19 protein-coding genes and 1 pseudogene are annotated in these 17,935 nt (G+C 76.4%); 11 read left to right on the top strand and 9 right to left on the bottom strand.

Annotated elements, in window-relative coordinates; genetic code table 11:
- Positions 1-75 precede the first annotated feature (75 nt).
- Together AC3WUG_RS04210 and AC3WUG_RS04205 are read left to right on the top strand one after the other, a co-directional pair.
- Positions 76-417 (top strand): annotated as a pseudogene (locus AC3WUG_RS04210) (MBL fold metallo-hydrolase); the annotation flags it as partial.
- 235 nt (positions 418-652) lie between these two features.
- Entirely contained in the window at positions 653-1,006 is a 354-nt protein-coding gene (locus AC3WUG_RS04205; protein ID WP_492326503.1) for an MBL fold metallo-hydrolase, read from the top strand.
- Between the two features lie 7 nt (positions 1,007-1,013).
- On the opposite strand, the gene AC3WUG_RS04200 is transcribed toward AC3WUG_RS04205, so the two are convergent.
- From AC3WUG_RS04200 to AC3WUG_RS04190, 3 genes are all read right to left on the bottom strand, one after another.
- Complete coding sequence (locus AC3WUG_RS04200; RefSeq protein WP_492326502.1) at positions 1,014-1,391, bottom strand: nucleotide pyrophosphohydrolase; 378 nt, start codon at positions 1,389-1,391, stop codon at positions 1,014-1,016.
- A 30-nt stretch (positions 1,392-1,421) separates the two neighbouring features.
- Entirely contained in the window at positions 1,422-2,528 is a 1,107-nt protein-coding gene (locus AC3WUG_RS04195) for a phosphotransferase enzyme family protein (protein WP_492326501.1), read from the bottom strand.
- Between the two features lie 162 nt (positions 2,529-2,690).
- Complete coding sequence (locus AC3WUG_RS04190; RefSeq protein ID WP_492326500.1) at positions 2,691-3,515, bottom strand: SDR family NAD(P)-dependent oxidoreductase; 825 nt, start codon at positions 3,513-3,515, stop codon at positions 2,691-2,693.
- 138 nt (positions 3,516-3,653) lie between these two features.
- Here AC3WUG_RS04190 and AC3WUG_RS04185 point away from each other — a divergent pair, with 138 nt between their 5' ends.
- On the top strand, positions 3,654-4,931 hold the full coding sequence (locus AC3WUG_RS04185) for an alpha/beta fold hydrolase (protein ID WP_492326594.1): 1,278 nt from the start codon (positions 3,654-3,656) through the stop codon (positions 4,929-4,931).
- A gap of 47 nt (positions 4,932-4,978) precedes the next feature.
- Here the strand turns inward: AC3WUG_RS04185 and AC3WUG_RS04180 are convergent, their stop codons facing one another.
- From AC3WUG_RS04180 to AC3WUG_RS04160, 5 genes are all read right to left on the bottom strand, one after another.
- Positions 4,979-6,739: an alpha-amylase family protein gene (locus AC3WUG_RS04180; protein ID WP_492326499.1), complete on the bottom strand. Its 1,761-nt coding sequence runs from the start codon at positions 6,737-6,739 to the stop codon at positions 4,979-4,981.
- Positions 6,736-7,794, bottom strand: coding sequence for a TIGR03885 family FMN-dependent LLM class oxidoreductase (locus AC3WUG_RS04175; protein WP_492326498.1), 1,059 nt, complete (start codon positions 7,792-7,794; stop codon positions 6,736-6,738). The genes AC3WUG_RS04180 and AC3WUG_RS04175 overlap by 4 nt, the downstream gene beginning before the upstream one ends.
- 85 nt (positions 7,795-7,879) lie before the next feature.
- Positions 7,880-8,422, bottom strand: coding sequence for an Lrp/AsnC family transcriptional regulator (locus tag AC3WUG_RS04170; protein ID WP_492326497.1), 543 nt, complete (start codon positions 8,420-8,422; stop codon positions 7,880-7,882).
- 104 nt (positions 8,423-8,526) lie between these two features.
- Positions 8,527-9,321, bottom strand: coding sequence for a hypothetical protein (locus tag AC3WUG_RS04165; RefSeq protein WP_492326496.1), 795 nt, complete (start codon positions 9,319-9,321; stop codon positions 8,527-8,529).
- Positions 9,318-10,292: an LLM class flavin-dependent oxidoreductase gene (locus tag AC3WUG_RS04160; protein ID WP_492326495.1), complete on the bottom strand. Its 975-nt coding sequence runs from the start codon at positions 10,290-10,292 to the stop codon at positions 9,318-9,320. Before AC3WUG_RS04160 ends, AC3WUG_RS04165 begins: the two co-directional genes overlap by 4 nt.
- A gap of 115 nt (positions 10,293-10,407) precedes the next feature.
- Between AC3WUG_RS04160 and AC3WUG_RS04155 the strand changes: the two genes are divergently transcribed.
- The 3 genes from AC3WUG_RS04155 to AC3WUG_RS04145 are packed head-to-tail and all read left to right on the top strand — an operon-like array spanning position 10,408 to position 12,793.
- Positions 10,408-11,163, top strand: a complete 756-nt coding sequence (locus AC3WUG_RS04155; protein ID WP_492326494.1) for an SDR family NAD(P)-dependent oxidoreductase — start codon at positions 10,408-10,410, stop codon at positions 11,161-11,163.
- Positions 11,160-11,900: an SDR family NAD(P)-dependent oxidoreductase gene (locus tag AC3WUG_RS04150; RefSeq protein WP_492326493.1), complete on the top strand. Its 741-nt coding sequence runs from the start codon at positions 11,160-11,162 to the stop codon at positions 11,898-11,900. Before AC3WUG_RS04155 ends, AC3WUG_RS04150 begins: the two co-directional genes overlap by 4 nt.
- Entirely contained in the window at positions 11,897-12,793 is an 897-nt protein-coding gene (locus AC3WUG_RS04145) for a TIGR03619 family F420-dependent LLM class oxidoreductase (protein WP_492326492.1), read from the top strand. Before AC3WUG_RS04150 ends, AC3WUG_RS04145 begins: the two co-directional genes overlap by 4 nt.
- A 12-nt stretch (positions 12,794-12,805) precedes the next feature.
- On the opposite strand, the gene AC3WUG_RS04140 is transcribed toward AC3WUG_RS04145, so the two are convergent.
- Positions 12,806-13,588, bottom strand: coding sequence for an HpcH/HpaI aldolase family protein (locus AC3WUG_RS04140; RefSeq protein WP_492326491.1), 783 nt, complete (start codon positions 13,586-13,588; stop codon positions 12,806-12,808).
- A gap of 199 nt (positions 13,589-13,787) precedes the next feature.
- Between AC3WUG_RS04140 and AC3WUG_RS04135 the strand changes: the two genes are divergently transcribed.
- The 5 genes from AC3WUG_RS04135 to AC3WUG_RS04115 all read left to right on the top strand — a co-directional run.
- Positions 13,788-14,987, top strand: coding sequence for a pyridoxal phosphate-dependent aminotransferase (locus AC3WUG_RS04135; protein WP_492326490.1), 1,200 nt, complete (start codon positions 13,788-13,790; stop codon positions 14,985-14,987).
- Positions 14,984-15,799 carry an amino acid ABC transporter ATP-binding protein gene (locus tag AC3WUG_RS04130; RefSeq protein WP_492326489.1) on the top strand — a complete coding sequence of 272 codons (816 nt, stop codon included), beginning with the start codon at positions 14,984-14,986 and terminating at the stop codon, positions 15,797-15,799. The genes AC3WUG_RS04135 and AC3WUG_RS04130 overlap by 4 nt, the downstream gene beginning before the upstream one ends.
- Positions 15,799-16,554: an amino acid ABC transporter permease gene (locus AC3WUG_RS04125; protein WP_492326488.1), complete on the top strand. Its 756-nt coding sequence runs from the start codon at positions 15,799-15,801 to the stop codon at positions 16,552-16,554. The genes AC3WUG_RS04130 and AC3WUG_RS04125 overlap by 1 nt, the downstream gene beginning before the upstream one ends.
- A gap of 51 nt (positions 16,555-16,605) precedes the next feature.
- Positions 16,606-17,478 (top strand): substrate-binding periplasmic protein, encoded by an 873-nt coding sequence (locus tag AC3WUG_RS04120; RefSeq protein WP_492326487.1) that lies wholly within the window; start codon positions 16,606-16,608, stop codon positions 17,476-17,478.
- A 148-nt stretch (positions 17,479-17,626) separates the two neighbouring features.
- Positions 17,627-17,935 (top strand): ScoMcrA-related endonuclease (locus tag AC3WUG_RS04115; protein ID WP_492326486.1); only part of this gene is annotated, 309 nt, incomplete at its 3' end.

Below are 17,935 nucleotides of genomic sequence, written 5' to 3'. Positions count from 1 at the left end.
CCGCGTCGAGGTGCTCATCGGCCGGCGCGCGGCCCGGGTTGAGGGGCCCCAGGTCCCGCGGTCGGTGACCGGGGGGTGCCAGCACCTGACGTAGCGGCGCCGCGAGGCGGGATCGGCCTCGCGCCCACTCGCCCGCCCCGCCAGACTGGCCGCGTGGTGCGCGAGCTCGTCGTCCTCGGGACGGCCTCCCAGGTCCCGACCCGCACGCGCAACCACAACGGCTACCTGCTCCGCTGGGACCGGGACGCGTACCTGTTCGACCCGGGCGAGGGCACCCAGCGCCAGCTCACGCTGGCCGGGGTCGCGCCCCCGTCGATCACCCGGATCTGCCTCACCCACGTGCACGGCGACCACAGCTACGGCCTGCCCGGCGTGCTGTCGCGGATAGTGCTGGACCGGGTGGAGCACCCGGTGCACCTGCACTACCCGGCGGAGGGCGAGGCGGTGGTGCGCGCTCTGGTCGGGCTCGCGACGCCGGGGCTCGACCTCCGGCTGCACCCGCACGGGGCGGCGGGCGACGTCGCGGAGGGGGTGTCCGTGGAGCCGCTGCGGCACCGGGTGCAGACGTTCGGCTACCGGGTGGCGGAGCCCGGCGGGCGCACGCTCCTGCCGGACCGGCTCGCAGCGGCGGGGATCACCGGGCCGGCGGTGGGTGAGCTGCAGCGCGCGGGGCGGCTCGGCGCGGGTGGCGGTCGTCATGGACACGGCCCCGTGCCCGGGCGCCGAGGCGCTCGCGGCGGGGGCCGACCTGCTGCTGGCGGAGTGCACGTTCGCCGACGAGGACGCGGAGCTCGCCGCGGAGTACCGGCACCTGACCGCGGGGCAGGCGGGGGCGCTCGCGGCGCGGGCCGGCGCGCGCACGCTGGTGCTCAGCCACTTCTCCGGGCGGTACGAGGACCTCGAGCCGCTCGGGGCGCAGGCGCGGGCCGCGGCGGGGTCGGCCGCGGTGCACGTGGCGCACGACCTGGACCGGTTCGGCCTGCCCCGGCGTCGCGCGACCGCGTGACGCGGGCTCAGTCCCGCCGCGGCGCCACCCCGCGCACGTCGTCCGCGGGGAACCGCCGCCGCGCCTCGGCCTGCTTGTCGAGCGTCGCGGCCAGGACGTCGACGCCGAGCACGTCCGCGAGCCGCAGCAGGTAGACCAGGACGTCGGCGATCTCCTCGCCCGCGCGCCGCCGGCGGTCGGGGTCGGCGAAGTGCGCCACCGCGTCGCCGGCGGGCAGCCACTGCACGAGCTCGGCCAGCTCGCCGACCTCCCCGACCAGGGCGAGGACGAGCGACTTCGGGTCGTGGAACTGCCCCCAGTCGCGCTCGTCGCTGAACTCGCGGATGAGCGCGGTCAGCCGGGCGAGGTCGCCGGGCCCGCCCCCGGTGGTCGATGCGTCGGTCACGCCCTCAGCCTGGCACGCCCGCGCAGCGGCTCACGCGAGGAGCCAGGTCGGGGAACGCAGGTAGCGCTCGGCCACCAGGACCGAGCCCGCCGGCTGCTCCGCACGGAGCGCGCCCGACGGGCCGCCGCGGGGGTCGGTCACGGTCCTCCCCAGCAGCTGCAGCCGGCGCAGCAGCGACAGCGCGCAGCCGTTCCGGGCGTCCTGCCGGGTCAGCGGCCGCACCTCCTGGTACCCGGACACCCACGCCTGCGCGCGGCCGGGCGCGTCGGGCAGGTGCTCGACGTACGACAGCGCGGCGGCCAGGTCGAGGAGGAACCAGGAGAACCCGCAGTCGTCGAAGTCGATCAGCGTGACGTCGTCGCCGTCGAGCAGCAGGTTGCCGGGCCGCAGGTCGGCGTGCACCAGGCCCCAGGAGTCGGGCGCGCGCGACGCCTCGCGGAGGGTGCCGAGGGCGGCGTCGCGCGCCCGGCCCAGCAGCGCGAGGTCGGCGGCGGGCAGGCGGGCCTGCTCCCACGCCCCCCACCGGCTCCCGGGTCCGACCAGGTCCGCGGGCTCCCACGTGGGCCGGACGAAGTCGCGGGGACGGTGGAAGCCCAGGGCGTGCTCGTGCAGCAGGGCGGCGGTGGTGCCGACGCGGCGGTGCCACGCCGCCGGGTCCGAGACACCGGGCCGCGCGTCGGACCCGGCGCCGGGCCCCGCGCCCGCGAGCGCGTCCTCCAGCGAGGGCCCGGGCACGTACCGCCAGGTCAGGCAGACCCAGTGCCGCTCCTCGTCGTCGGGCACCACGGCGACGTCCCGGCCGTCCACCGGCGGGACCACGACGGGCACCCGGACGGCGCCCGCCTCGCCCAGGGCGGTCATCCACGCCACCTCCGACTCGACCGCCGCGGTGTCCTCCATGTAGGCGGGCGGCGCGACCCGGGTGACCGCGACCGGCCGGCCGCCGACCGAGACCCGGAACGTCGCGTTGTGCGAGAGCGCCAGGAGGGCGATCGTCGTGCGGGTCGGGTCCCACCCCCACGCCGCGCACAGGGCGGCGTGCAGCCACCGTGGGGCGGGGGCGCCGACCGCCAGCCGCCCGAACGGCGGGTCCGGCTCCGCGAGCCCGGTGCTCCCGGGCGTGTCGTCGGTCGTCATGGTCTGCCCCCGGGTGCTCGCGTCGTCGCCGGGCCGTGCGGCCCGAGCCGAGTGTCGAGGGGCCGCGGCGCGCCGGGACAGGGCCCGCCCGGGATTTCACGCAGGTGTCACCCGGGACCGGCGGCGGTGACGCCGCGGAAACACCGCCGTCCCCGGGCCGCCTCAGACGCCGACGAGCGACGCGCTCACGTCCCAGAGCCGTCGGGCGAGGTCGGGGTCCGCGGCCTGCGGGGGCGGCACCGCGGCGCGGCCCTGCTCGAGGTACCCGCCGGGCTCCCAGTCGACGCCCGGGGTGCCGGCCGCGAGCGCCGCCAGGTAGCCGCCGCCCTGCTCCGGGGTGATCGTCAGCAGCCGGCGCAGAGGCGTGTGGTACACGAACCGCATCAGGCTGCTCGTCTCCTTCGCGAAGCTGGTGGCGACGATGCCCGGGTGGAACGCGACCGCGGCGAGGCCCTCGGGCCCGTACCGGCGCTGGAGCTCGACGGTGTGCAGGACGTTCGCGAGCTTGGCGTCGCCGTACGCGCGCTCGGGGCGGTAGCCGCGCTCGTTCCCGAGGTCGTCGAGGTCGATCCGGCCCCAGCGCGCGGCCGCGACGCTCGACGTCGCGATCACGGACGCCTGGCTCGCGACGAGCGTCGGGAGGAGGAGGTGCGTCAGCAGGAACGGCGCGAGGTGGTTCACCTGGAGGGTGCGCTCGAACCCGTCGACGGTGACCGCGCGCAGCCCCATGATGCCGCCGGCGTTGTTGGCCAGGACGTCGATCCGCGGGTAGGCCTCGCGCAGCTCGGCGCCCAGGCGGCGCACCTGGTCGAGCTCGGCGAAGTCGGCGAGGTGGTGCGGGGCACCGAGCTCCGCGGCGACGCCGGTGGTGCGCGCGGGGTCCCGCCCGACGAGCACGACCCGCTCGCCGTCGGCTGCCAGCCGGCGCGCCGCGGCGGCACCGATGCCGTCGCTGGCGCCCGTGATCACGATCGTCCGTCCGGGCACGGGGTCCTCCGCCGTCGGGGTGCCGACCCGGGTCCGGAGCGGTCCGCGACACCCTAGGGTGCTGCCGTGACCCCCGCCTCCCCGGCCGCCCGCCGTCGCGCCCGCACGTCCGCCGTCCGCACCTCCGAGCCCCGCCTGGTGCCGCCGGTGCTGGTCCGGGACCACCGCGTGCGGGTGCCCGTCGACCGCGAGGACCCGTCCCGGTACCCGACCCTCGAGGTGTTCGCGCGCGAGCTGGTCGACCCGGCCCGCGACGGCGAGGACCTGCCGCTGCTGCTGTTCCTGCAGGGCGGTCCCGGCGGCATGGGCCCGCGCCCGCTCGGCGGCGGCTGGTGGTCGACGGCCCTGCGCACGCACCGGGTGGTGCTGCTCGACCAGCGGGGAACCGGGCGGTCGTCCCGGGTCGACGGCCGCACGATCGCCCGGTTCGGCTCGGGCGAGGAGGCGGCCGACTACCTGGCGTGCTTCCGGGCGGACGCGATCGTCGAGGACGCCGAGGCGGTGCGCCGTGCGGTGTACGGCGGGCGGCGGTGGTCGACGCTCGGCCAGTCGTACGGCGGCTTCCTCACGCTGACCTACCTGTCCCGGCACCCCGAGGCGCTGACCGCCTGCTACGTGACCGGCGGCCTGCCGGGCATCACGGCGACGGCCGAGGACGTCTACGCCCGGACGTTCCCGCGGCAGGCCGCGCGGGTCGCCGCGTTCGCGCGTCGGTACCCGGAGGACGTCCAGCTGCTCGGGGCGCTCGCGGACCGGCTCGCCGCCGGCGACGTCGCCCTGCCCGACGGCGACCCGTTCACCGTCCGGCGGCTGCAGACCCTCGGCATGCCGCTCGGCATGAGCACCGGGGTGGACGCGCTGCACTGGCTGCTCGACACCGTCGACCTCGACGCGGACGGGGCGCCCGACGACGCGTTCGCGCTCGCGGTGCAGACGCAGACCGGCTTCGACGCGAACCCGCTGTACGCGGTGCTGCAGGAGGTCATCTACCACCAGGGCGAGCGGGAGGGCGGCTGGGCCGTGCAGGCCGAGCTCGACCGCCGGCCCGACCACGCGCCCGACGCCCGGCCGCTCGCGCTGACCGGCGAGGCGGTGTTCCCGTGGATGTTCGACGACATCCGGGCGCTGCGGCCGTTCCGGGCCGCGGCGGAGGCGCTCGCGGCCCGCACGTCCTGGCCCGCCCTGTACGACCCGGAGCGGCTCGCGGCCAACGAGGTGCCGGTCGCCGCCGTGCAGTACGCCGACGACCCGTACGTGGACCTCGACCTGGCGACGGCGACCGCGGACGGCGTCGGGAACGCGCAGGTCTGGGTGACCAACGAGTACCTGCACGACGGCCTCCGCGCCGCAGGCGACGTCATCCTGCCGCGCCTGACGGACCTGGCCGCGGGCCGCTGGACGGTCACCCGCCCCTGACCCGCGGGGCGGCGCGGTTGCGCCCGCCGCGCTCGGCCGGCCCCGCCTCAGAGCAGGCGGCGGGAGCCCGGGCGCACCACCCGGAGCCAGCGGTAGCCGTACGCGGGGAGCTCGACCTCGACCCGGCCGTCGGGGTCGACCTCGCACGCCCCGTCCTCCAGCAGGTCGACCAGGCGGACCGGGTCGTCGTCGCCCGCCGCGCTGCGCTCGGTCGCCGTCCCGTCCGCGGGTCCCGCGTCGCCGGGCTCGCGGACCAGGTCCCGCAGCCGCAGCGGCACGGTGACCGCCTCCGGACCGAGGTTGTGCACCGCGATCATCGACGCGTCCTGCCAGGACGACCGGTGCGCGAGCACCGCAGGGTGCGGCTGGTCGAGGATCTCGGCCCGCTCCGCCCAGCCGAGCTCCGGGCACTCCCGGTACCGGCGGACGAGGGTCTTCACGAACGACAGCAGCGAGTCCGGGTCCCGCCGCTGGTCCGCGACGTTGACGTGCGCGGGGGCGTACCCGCCGTCGGTGACCGGGCCGGCGAGCCGGCGCGGGGTCGCGGCTGAGAACCCGCCGTTGCGCCCGGACGTCCACTGCATCGGCGTGCGGACGGCGAGCCGGCCGTCGGCGGCGAGGTTCTCGCCCATGCCGATCTCCTCGCCGTAGAATAGCACGGGCGTGCCGGGCAGCGTGAACAGCAGGGAGTAGACCATCCGGATCCGGCGCGGGTCCCCGTCGAGCATCGGCGGCAGCCGGCGGCGCAGCCCGCGGCCGTAGAGCTGCATGTCCTCGTCGGGGCCGAACGCCGCGAACACCTCGGCGCGCTCGTCGTCGGACAGCTTGTCCAGGGTGAGCTCGTCGTGGTTCCGGACGAACGTCGCCCACTGCGCGTCGTGCGGGATGTGCGGGCGGTCGCGCAGGGCCTGCGCCAGCGGGCCGGCGTCCTGCCGGGCCAGCGCCAGGTACATCTGCTGCATGGCCACGAAGTCGAACTGGAGGTTGAGCTCGTCGCCCTCGGCCGACCCGTCGCCGTCCCGGTCGCCGAAGAACATCCGCTGCTGCTCGTACGGCAGGTTGACCTCGCCCATGAGGATCGCGTCGCCGGTCCGCCGGCTCAGGAACGACCGCAGCGCCTTGAGGAACTCGTGCGGGTGCTCGATGTCGTCGTGCGGGGAGTTCGCGGCGTCGGCGAGCATGAACGGCACCGCGTCCACCCGGAACCCCGACAGGCCGAGCTCCGCCCAGTAGCCGACGACCTTGGCGATCGCGTCGCGGACCTGCGGGTTCGCCGTGTTGAGGTCGGGCTGGTGCCGGTAGAACCGGTGCCGGTACCAGGCGCCGGCCTGCTCGTCGTACGTCCAGATGCCCTGCTCCTGGTCCGGGAACACCACCTCGTCCGCCGTGGGCGGCGGCTCGTCCGTGCGCCAGACGTAGAAGTCCCGGAACGGGTTGTCGGGGCTGCTCCGCGCGGCCTTGAACCACGGGTGCCGGTCGGACGTGTGGTTGACGACCAGGTCGGCGATCACCCGGATGCCCCGGTCCTTCGCCGTGCGGATGAGCTCGACCAGGTCGCCGGCGTCACCGAGCCGCGGGTCGACCCCGAAGAAGTCGGTGATGTCGTAGCCGTCGTCCCGGTCGGCGGTCGGGTAGAACGGCATCAGCCACAGGCAGGTGACGCCGAGGTCGGCCAGGTGGTCGAGCCGCTGCACCAGCCCGGGGAGGTCGCCGACGCCGTCGTCGTTCCAGTCCATGAACGTCTCGACGTCGAGGCAGTAGACGACGGCGTTCTTCCACCACAGGTCCCCGGTGTCGCGGATCCTCATGCGGCGTCCGTCCCCTCGGTGCCGGCGTCCACGGCCCGCAGCGCGGGGAGCAGGTGCTCGGCGGCGAGGTCGATGAACGCGTCCAGCGACGACGGCGGGTGCGTCACCGTCGGCGCGGCGTCGTCGTGCTTGCCGTGGTCGGGCCGGACGTCGGTGGCCACCTGGTGCAGGTAGACCTCGTCGAAGCCGACCTCGACCAGCTCGACCAGGCGGTCCCGGAGCCGGGCGGGGTCGTGCTCGATCACCACCCCGGTGCTCAGCGTGTCGTCGTCCACGGTGGCGGCCAGCTCGTCGAACGCCTCGGGGGTCGCGATGTCCCACGAGGCCGGCGGCCCGGCGGCGTTGCCCGCCCACTGCTCGCGCGCCAGCCGCCAGGCCTCGTCGGGGTCCGACGCGTAGGACACGTGCACCTGGAGCGCGACGGGCCCGCGGCCGCCCGCGTCCCGGTACTCCCCGACGACGCGACGCATCGTCTCGAGGTCCTGGTTGACCGTGACGAGGCCGTCGGCCCAGTCGGCGTGCGCCCGGGCTGTCTCCGGCGTCACGGCGGGGCCGATCAGCCGGGGCGGCACCTCGGGGAGCGTCCACAGCTGGGCGCGGTCGACCGTGACCAGCCCGTGGTGCGTGACATCCTCGCCGGCGAGCAGCGCGCGGATGATCTGCACGCACTCGCGCAGCCGGGCGTCGCGCTCCGGCTTCGGCGGCCACGGGTCGCCGGTGATGTGCTCGTTCATGTTCTCGCCCGAGCCGAGCGCGACCCAGAACCGCCCCGGGTACATCGCGGCGAGGGTGGCGGCCGCCTGGGCGATGATCGCCGGGTGGTAGCGCTGGCCCGGCGCGTTGACGGTGCCGAACGGCAGCCGGGTGGTGGCCAGCGCGGAGCCGAGCCAGGTCCAGGCGAACCCGGAGTGGCCCTGGTTCGTGCCCCACGGCGCCCAGTGGTCGGAGCACATGGCGGCGTCGAAGCCGGCCTCCTCCGCGTGCTGGACGGCCGCGAGGAGTGCGGACGGGTGGACCTGCTCGTGCGAGCTGTGGAAGCCGACGCGGGTGGTCATGCCCCCTGTTCCTACCGGCTGCGGCGCCGGTCCGCGCGGCGAGCGGGCGCCCGGCGTCCGGGCCCGGGCCGCGCCGACCGGCGGCTCAGCCCGCCTCGGCCGGACCGCCGCCGGCGTCGTGGCCGTCGTCGAGCAGGCGCTCGAGCAGGCTCGCCCCCCGGACCTCGCCCAGGCTGAGGAACGTCTCGATCCGCTGGAGGCCGTCGATCTGCCACAGCGACTCGAGCAGCAGGGCCTGGAGGTGCGCGTGGTCCCGCAGCCGGAACCGGGCGATGAGGTCGTAGGTGCCGGTGACGGCGACCAGCTCCTCGAGCTCCGGGACCTCGTGCAGGTCGGTGAGGATCTGGGCGAGGTCCGCGCCGGGCGCGATGCTGATCGGGATGTAGGCGAGCACCGGGAAGCCGAGGGCCGCCCAGTCGACCGACACCGTGTAGCCGCGGATGACGCCGGCGCGCTCCAGCCGGGCGATGCGCTCGCCGACGGCCGGGCCCGACATCCTGATCTCGCGCGCGAGCTGGCGCTGCGACGCCCGCGGATCCGCGGCGAGGCGGCGCACCAGCTCCCGGTCGATGTCGTCCAGCGGCACCGGCGGTCCCTGCCGCTCGATGAACCCGGCGAGGCCGGACATCGAGTTGCGCCGTGCCGGGGCGGGCGCGGCGGTCCTGCGGCGACCGGCGCGGCGCGGGGCCTCGCCGGAGCCGGCTTCCGACCCGGACCCCGGACCGCGCGGTGTCACGGGGTCCACGCGGCGGGCAGGTCGGCCTCCGCCATGATCCGCGGGAACCCGGGCATGGACACCTCCGGTTGCAGGTAGCGCGCGACGTACAGCCCGAAGAATGTCGTACCGGCGGCCCCCGCGGCCTCCCGACCCGCCGGTGCGGGCGGCCGCAGCAGCAGGTGGGTGGCGCCGGCGTCGGACCAGGCAGTGACCAGCGCGCGGTCCCGGTCGAGGTCGCCGGTGAGGTCGGCGACGCCCGGCTGGACCTGGACGTCGGCGCGCGCCCGGCCGGCCTCCTCGACCAGGACCGGCAGCCCGTCCCCCGCGCCCGGCACCGGGCGGGTCAGCCACACCGGCACGTCCACCTGGGCGGGGACCGGCGTCACGGCGACGTGCGTCGGCATGCCCGCGCCCATCACGCCGCTCGGCACGCTCCACCGCGAGCCGCGGTGCCGCACGGGCCGGCCGGACCAGCACGCGCGCAGCAGCGCCAGGTCCTCGGCGGCGGCCGCGTCGTCCAGGCCGCCCGGGTCCACGACGGCGACGACGCGACCGGCGCTGAGGTGGTCGAGGACGGCGACCTCCTCGGCGAGGGTCACGGGGTTCTCGGTCCCGAGCAGCAGGCGGACCAGGACCCGCGCGTCCCGAGTCGTCGTCGCGACCTCGGCCGCGGCGGCGCTGCCGGTGTCGGCGGGCCCGGTCTCGGCGCGCTCGGCGCCGGCCGGCGGCTCCAGGAGCACGCCGAACACGCCGGCCGCGGCGGCCGGGGCCACGTCGGCGGGGTCGCTGAGCAGGGCGCCGATCCTCATGCTGCCTCCACGTTCTCCAGCTGCGGCAGCACCTCGTCGGCCAGCCGGCCGAGCATGCGGCGCACCGCGGGCGCCGGGGCGCCCTCGATGATGACCCGGAACACGACGTCGTCGACGCCCGCGGCGTGCACCTCGTGCAGGCCGTCGGCGACCAGCGCCGCCGGGCCCACGATCGACGTCGCGACCGCCTGGCCGACCGCCTTGTCGAGGTCCGCGCGGAAGTCCATCGCCTCCGTCGACTCCTGCTGCGCCACGCTCCAGCCCAGACCCGCGTAGAGCACGTAGCTCGCGCGCTGCCAGTCCAGGACGGCCTCGGCCTCGTGCCGGTCCTCGGTCAGCCAGACGTTGCGCAGCGCCGCCACCCGGGGGCGGACCCCGCCCGGCCGGCCGGCCTGCTCCCAGCCCTCCCGGTGCGCGGCCGCGAGCTCGGCCACCAGCGACAGCGGGTTGGCACCCGAGAGCAGCACGCCCTGCCCGCGCGCACCCGCCCGGGCGACGCCCTTCGGCGTGGCCGACCCGTTCCAGACGGTCGCCCCGGCGGGCACGGCGAGGCGCTGGAGCTCGGCCAGGCCCGCGCGGTGCGCGGGCACCCGGTCCTGGCGGCGCACGCCCTTGCCGTCGAACTCGACGTCGCGGTAGCCGAGACCCACGCCCACGTCGAGCCGGCCGCCGGAGCGCCGCGCGATGTCGGCGGACAGCCGGGCGACGCGGCCGGGGTCCTGGAGCGGCAGCAGCATCATGCCGGTGCCCACCCGGAGCCGGGTCGTGGCGGCGAGCAGGCCGGCCGCGACCGGGAGCAGCGCCGGGCAGTACCCGTCGTAGAAGAAGTGGTGCTCCGACAGCCACATGCCCTCGTAGCCGAGGTCCTCCAGCAGCCGCGCGTCCTCGACGAGCTCGCGGTAGGGGGTGGTGGGGTGCCGGGGCGTGCTCGCGGTGGCCTGCAGGCAGTAGAGCCCGACGCCGAACTTCACGGTGCCTCCTGGGTGTCGATGCGCTCGGCAGCGTAGGGCGCGCGTGTTTCATATGTGAGTCCGGATGTCGGTTGCGCTTTACATATGCGTAGCGTGCGCCTGGTTCCATCGGCATGTGACATCTTCGACCTCGACCGACGCCTCGTTCGTCACCGGCGGCGCGAGCGGCCTCGGGCGCGCCGTGTGCCTCCGGCTCGCCGCCCGCGGGGACCGCGTCACGGTGGCCGACCGCGACGCCGACGGCGTAGCCGGCACCGTCGACCTGGTCCGCGCCGCGGGCGGCTCCGCGGAGGGCGTCGTGCTCGACGTGACGGACGCCGGGGCCGTCCGGGCCGCGGTGCGCGCCGCCGACGAGGCCGCGCCGCTGACCACCGTCGTCGCCTGCGCCGGCATCGCCCGGCCGACCTCCGCGTTCGACGACGACCTGGCGGCCTTCGACGCCACGATGGCCGTCAACGTCCGCGGCACCTACGTGGTCGTCCAGGCCGCTGCCGCCGTGATGGTGCCGCGGCGGGCGGGCAGCATCGTGACGATCGGATCGACCTCCTCGTTCACCGCGTCGTCGACGCCGATGCTCGCGTACGACATGTCGAAGGCGGCGGTGAAGCTGCTGACCCAGGCGGCCGCCCGCGAGCTGGGTCCGCACGGCGTCCGGGTCAACGGCGTCGCTCCCGGCACCATGGACACGCCGCTGATGCGGGGGCTGGGCGCCGACGAGGAGGGGATGGCGGCGCTCGCGGCGGCCCGGATCCCGCTCGGGCGGCTCGGGCTGCCGGCCGAGGTGGCCGGCGCCGTGGCGTTCGCGTCCTCGCCCGAGGCGTCCTACCTGACCGGGCACGTGCTCGTGGTCGACGGCGGGTGGCTGGCGTGACCGCGGCGGTGCGGGTCGCGCTCGTCACCGGCGCCGGGGCGGGCATCGGCGCCGCGATCGCCCGGCGGCTCGCCGCCCGTGGGGACCGGGTCGTCTGCGTGGACCGCGACGCCGCGGCGGCCGCGGCCGTCGCCGCCGAGGTGGGCGGGCTCGGGGTCACGGCCGACGTGGCCGCGGACGGGGTCGGCGACGAGGTCGTGGCGCGCGCGGTCGAGCGGTTCGGCCGGCTCGACGTGGTCGTGACCAGCGCCGGCATCGAGCGCACCGGGCCGGCGTCGACGCTGCCGACCGCGACGGTCCGGGACTCGCTCGCCGTCAACGTGCTCGGCTCCTACGACGTCGCGACCGCCGCGGGGCGCCGGTTCCAGCAGCAGGGCGAGGGCGGCCGGGTCGTGCTGGTCGGCTCGGTGAACTCGCTGCGCGCGCTCCCGGGGCAGGCCGCCTACGCGACGTCGAAGGGTGCGGTGCTGATGCTCGCGCGGGCGCTCGCGGTCGACTGGGCGCTCGACGGCATCACGGTCAACGTCGTCGCGCCCGGGGTCACCGACACCGCGATGTCCGCCGGGTCGCTCGGGGACCCCGCGCGCCGGGAGGCGCTGCTGGTCCGGGTGCCGATGCGGCGCCCGGGGCGACCGGAGGACGTCGCGGAGGCGGTGGCGTTCCTGTCGGCGCCGGAGAACGGGTACGTCACCGGCGTCTGCCTGCCGGTCGACGGCGGCTGGTCGGCGGCGGGATGACGGGCTGGGCGGTCGGCGCGAAGCTCCCGCACACCGGCGGGGCGGCGACCGGCACGGCGGTGCGCGCCGCGGCCGTCGCGCTGGAAGAGGCCGGCTTCGACTCGATCTGGGTCAGCGACCACGTCGTGCTGCCCGGTGCGGTCTCGTCCGCGTACCCGTTCGCGGCCGACGGCGTCGCCCGCTGGGCCACGGACGTCGCCTACCTCGAGGCCCTGCTCACGCTCACCACCGCGGCGGCGGTGACCACCCGGGTCCGGCTCGGCACCGCCGTGCTGGTGCTGCCGCAGCGGCAGCCCGTGCTGCTGGCCAAGCAGGCCGCGAGCCTGGACGCGCTGTCGGGCGGCCGGCTGGAGCTCGGCGTCGGCACCGGCTGGCTCCGCGAGGAGTTCGCCGCGCTCGGCGCGCCCTTCGACCGCCGGGGCCGGCTGACCTCGGCGGCCATCGGCGTGCTGCGGGACTGCTGGACCGGCCGTCCGCCGGGGCGCCCCGAGGGCTGGGCCCCGGGCGAGCACCCCCTGCCCGACGGCCTGCTCGTCCTGCCGGCCCCGGCGCGCCCGATCCCGCTGCTGGTCGGCGGGCACTCGCCCGCGGCGCTGCGCCGGGCGGGGGCCCTCGGCGACGGCTGGCTCGCCCAGCAGTCCGCGCCCGACCTGGACCCGGCCGCGCTGGCCCGCGAGATCCGCGAGGTGCGCCGGCACGCCGCGGAGGCCGGCCGCGACCCCGCGGGGCTCCGGGTCGTGCTGCGCGTCGCGGACTCCGCGGGGCGGTGCGCGGAGGTGGCGGGCCGGGTGGCCGACCTGCGCGCGGCGGGCGTCCAGGAGGTCGTGGTGGACACGGACCCGCACGGCGACCCCGCCGCGGACTGCGCGGTGCTGCGCGCGGCCGGGGCCTGACGGGCCGAGCGGTCAGTACCCGGCGCGCCGCGCCCCGTCCGGCGCGCCGTCGGCCGGCCCGCGGGGCGACCACCGCGCCACCGCGCCCCGGGCGGCGCCGCCGAGCAGCCCGGCGTCCGTCCCGACCACCACGTCCGTGAACCCGAGGGCGACGAGCCGCTCCGCCCGGTCGTGGTCGCCGGCGAACGCCCCCGAGCGCACCCCGGCCGCCCGGCAGGCGGCCACCACCTCCGGGAGCGGCGCGCCGGGCGCGTCGTCGGCGAGCAGGTCGTCGACGGTCCGCCCGAGCGCGAGCGCCAGGTCGAACGGACCCACGAACACCATGTCGAGCCCCGGGGTCGCGGCGATCGGGCCCGCCGCGGCGAGCGCCGCGGCCGTCTCGACCATCACCGCGCACCGCACGCGGGCGTTCGCCTCGTCCGGGGTCGGGGCGGCCCGGCCCACGAGCGGTGCCGCGGGGCCCCAGCTCCGCTGCCCGAGCGGCGGGTACCGGCACGCGCGCACCGCCGCGGCGGCCTGCTCCGGCGAGTCGACCAGCGGCACGACCACGCCGTCGGCCCCGGCGTCGAGCGCCCGGCCGATCCCGGCGGCGCGGTCGTCGGCCACCCGCACCCACGTCGGCACGGGCGTGCCGAGCAGCGGCAGGACCGCGGCGAGGTCGCCGTCCGACCAGGTGCCGTGCTGGGCGTCGAGGACCAGCCACCCCGGCTCCGCCGCCGCGAGCAGCCGGAGGATCGCGGGGTCGGCGAGGGAGCTCCACAAGCCGATCGTCGGAGAGTCGTCGTGCAAGACCATGACCGGACCCTAACTTGCGTTCGGCAGGTTCAACCGCCGAACGGCTAGCACTTAGCAGGTCCGTAACAGTCCACGACTTCCGACGTAACGCGGCGTGGCTACCGTCGGGGCGATCGACAGCGCGCTCGCCGCCCGGACCGGGTGGCCGGCGCACGCCGGGGGAGAGAAGAGAACCGATGGACTCGCACGGAGCGCGGTCGTGACCGCGCCGACCACGCCGACCATGCCGGCCGCCACGCTCGACCGCGCGCGGCGGCTCGCCGCCACCGCTGCGGCGGTGCCGGGCTCGGGCATCCGCGAGATCGTGATGCTCGCGTACGGGCGGACCGACGTGGTGCACCTGGAGATCGGCGAGCCCGACTTCGCGACCCCGTCGCACGTCGTCGCGGCCGGCGACGCGGCCCTCGCCACCGCCAACCGCTACACCCCGAGCGCCGGGGTCCCGGCGCTGCGGGCCGCGATCGCCGAGCGGCTGCACGGCCGGTACGGCGTGACCGACGACCCGGAGCGCGTGATCGTCAGCCAGGGTGCGGTCCAGGGGCTTGCCGCCGTGCTCGCCGTGCTCGTGGAGCCGGGGGACGAGGTGCTCGTCCCGGACCCCGCGTGGCCGAACTACGAGATGCAGACCCTGCTGCTCGGCGGCGTGCCGGTGCACTACCCGCTGCGGCCCGAGCGCGGCTTCCGGCCCGACCCGGCCGAGGTCGCGTCGCTGATCACCCCGCGCACCCGGGCCCTCGTGCTGAACACCCCGTCGAACCCCACCGGCGCGGTGCTGGAGCCCGTCCTCGTCCGGTCGCTGGTCGAGGCCGCGGTCGAGCACGGCGTCACCGTGGTCGCCGACGAGGTCTACGACGAGATCGTCTTCGACGGCGTGCACGCGAACGCCGCCGCGATGGCCCCGGACGACGTGGTGAGCGTCTTCAGCTTCTCGAAGACCTACGCGATGACCGGGTCGCGCGTCGGCTACCTCACCGCCCCCGCCTGGCTCGCGCCCACCCTGGCCCGGGTCCAGGAGCCGCTGCTGTCCTCGGTGTCCGCCGCCTCCCAGGCCTCGGCGCTCGCCGCGCTGCGCGGCCCCCAGGACGCCGTCGGCCGCATGGTCGCCACCTACCGCGACCGGCGCGACCTCGTCGTCGGCCGCCTCGCCGCGGCCGGCATCCCCGTCGACGCGCCTGCCGGCGCGTTCTACCTCATGCTGCCGCTCGCGGAGGGCGCCGACGCGCGCGCCGCCGCGCTCGACCTCGTCGACCACGGCGTGGCTCTCGCCCCCGGCACCGCGTTCGGCCGCACCGCCCGCAGCCACCTGCGGCTGTCCCTCGCGTCCTCGGCCGAGGACCTGACCGCCGGGGTCGACCGGTTCGCCGCGTGGCACGCGGCGACCGGTGGAGGCCTGCGATGACCCAGGGAGCCACCGTGACCGACACCCGTCCCGCGCCCGCCGCGCACGCGACCGACCCCGGCCGCGCGCCGGTCATCTCCTTGCGCGGCCTGCGCAAGTCCTTCGGGCCGCTCGAGGTGCTCGGCGGCATCGACCTCGACGTGCACCCCGGCGAGCACGTCGTCCTGCTCGGCCCGTCGGGGTCCGGCAAGTCGACCCTGCTGCGCAGCATCAACCTGCTCGAGCGCCCGACCGGCGGGTCGCTGGTCGTGGACGGCCACGAGTACGGGACCGCCCTGCCCGGCGCCGCGCACCCCCGGGGCAGCGCCCTGCAGCTCCGGCGCACCGTCGGCATGGTGTTCCAGCAGTTCAACCTGTTCCCGCACCTCACGGCGCTCGACAACGTCGCCCTGCCGCTGCGCTCCGTCCGCGGCATGCGGCGCCGGGAGGCGGAGGAGCGCGCCGCGCGCGACCTCGACCGCGTCGGCCTGCTGGCACGCGCCGGGCACTACCCCGCGCAGCTGTCCGGCGGGCAGCAGCAGCGGGTCGCGATCGCCCGCGCCCTCGCGCTCGACCCGCAGGTGATGCTGTTCGACGAACCCACCTCCGCCCTCGACCCCGAGCTCGTCGGGGAGGTGCTGCGCACCATCCGCGAGGTCGCCGAGTCCGGCATGACCATGGTCGTCGTCACGCACGAGATCGGGTTCGCCCGCGAGATCGGCGACCACACGGTCTTCCTGGAGCACGGCCAGGTCGTCGAGACCGGCGGCCGGGAGTTCTACACCGAGTGCCGCAGCCAGCGCGCACGTGACTTCCTCCAGGCGGTGAAGTGATGGACTGGTCCCTCGTCTGGGAGTACCGGCAGCAGCTCGTCGACGGGCTCCTCGTCGCGATCCGGGTCTCCGCGACGGCGCTCGTGGTCTCCGTGGTGCTCGGCATGCTGCTGGCGCTGCTACGCATGGCGCGGGCGCCGTTCTCGTGGATCGCCGCGACGTACATCAACGTCTTCCGCGGCATCCCCGCGCTGGTCAGCGTCATCTGGGTGTACTTCGGCGTCTCGCTCGCCTTCGACGTCTCGTTCACCGTCTACCAGGCCGGCGTCATCGCGCTGTCGCTGCTCTACTCCGCGTTCCTCGCGGAGATCTTCCGCTCCGCCCTCACCGCCGTCCCGCCGGGCATGCGGGAGGCGGGCCAGGCGCTGGGGCTCCGGCCGAGCCGGATCTTCTTCTCCGTCGTGCTGCCGCAGGCCGGCAAGATCGCGCTGCCGAACATCGGCAGCATGTTCATCGGCATGGTGAAGGACACCTCCACCTTCACCGTCATCGGCCTGCTCGAGGTCGTCCGCGTCACGCAGAACCTGGTCAGCACCACCTTCCAGCCGTTCGTGCTCTACACCGCGGCCGCCGGCATCTACGTCGTCGCGGCCTTCGTCGTCGACTTCCTGTTCCGCCTCGTCGAGAAGCTGCTGTCCAGCCCGCCCCAGGGCCGGCTCGCCCGCGCCCTGCGCGCCCGGCGGCGCGCCCGCGTCGAGGAGCTCATCGCCACCACCAGCGCCACCCCCGGCCCTCGCGAGCCCGCGACGGTCTGACCCCATCCGGCGCCGACCCCCGCGGCGCCGGGCCGAGAAGGGATCCCCTCCGTGCGACTGACGACCTCACGCCACACCCGACGCGCCGGCGCCCTCGGTGCCGCGCTCGCCCTGGCCGGCCTGCTCGCCGCGTGCGGCGGCACCGCCGACGCCGGGTCCTCCGACGGCGGGTCCGCCGCCGCGGGCGACGACCTCGGCCTGCTCGCCGACGGCACGCTCACCGTGGGCATGAACCTGCAGTTCCCCCCGGAGATGTACCTCGACGAGGAGGGCGAGCCCGCCGGCTACGACGTCGACCTGCTGAACGCCCTGGCCGACGAGCTCGGCCTCGAGCTCGAGATCCAGAACCTGGACTTCAACGGGTTGATCCCCGGCCTGCAGAGCCGGCAGTTCGACCTGGTGTCCGTCGGCCTCACCGCCACCGACGAGCGCAAGCAGGTCGTCGACTTCTCCCGCGCGTACGTGCCGTACACCAGCGTGCTCGCGGTGGCGGACGGCGACGACGCGGTGTCGTCCGTCGAGGACGTCGACGTCAGCGGGACCGTGATCACCGCGCTGCAGGGCAGCTCCGGCGAGCAGCTGGCGACGGCGACGTTCCCGAACGCGACCGTGTCCGGCTTCCCCGACCAGAACGCCGCTCTGCTCGAGGTCGCCACCGGCCGCGCGCAGGCGTCCGTGCTGGAGGACTACATCCTCGCCCAGTACATGAAGGCCAACCCGGGCCAGGTCCAGAAGGCGGAGCTGCCCGAGCCGCTCGACATCGGCTACGGCTCCTGGGCCGTCCAGAAGGGCAACACCGCCCTCGTCGAGGCGCTGGACGGCTTTCTCTGCGAGCAGCAGACGGGCGGGGGGCTCGCCGCGCTCTACGAGAAGAACTTCGAGGTCCCGGCCGACGACTTCCCGGAGATGCCGTCGGGCTGCTGACGCCGCACCAGCCCCGCGGTCCCGACGCCCGCGCCGTCCGTCCCCCGGCGGCGCGGGCGTCGCCGTCCGCCGGGTGCGGGCGACGTCACAGCGGTCCTGGGCCCTCCGCCGGGGTCCGGTGCCGGCGGACGACGTAGGCTCGTGCGACGTGGCGACCTTCTCCGCCGTGACGCGCGCGCACATCCTCCAGGCCATCGCCGAGCACGACTCCCGCGGGGCCGAGGCCTTCCTCGGCGTCTACGGCTTCCCCGCCGGCGGCGGCTTCTTCCTCCACGAGGACCGCCCCTACCCGGCGACGGCGATCCTCGGGGTCGCGCACCGGTTCGCGACCGGGCGGCTCGCCGGCGCCGACGAGTTCCACGGCGGCGAGGACGCGGCGCAGGCGCTGCTCGCCCGGCGCGGGTTCGACGTGCCGCAGGCCGCTGCTGCGGCGCGCGCCGCCGCCCCGGCCCGGGCG

The sequence above is a fragment of the Cellulomonas sp. EB106-03-03-XG116 genome (assembly GCF_058792015.1).
This window is presented reverse-complemented; position numbering and strand designations above follow the sequence as displayed.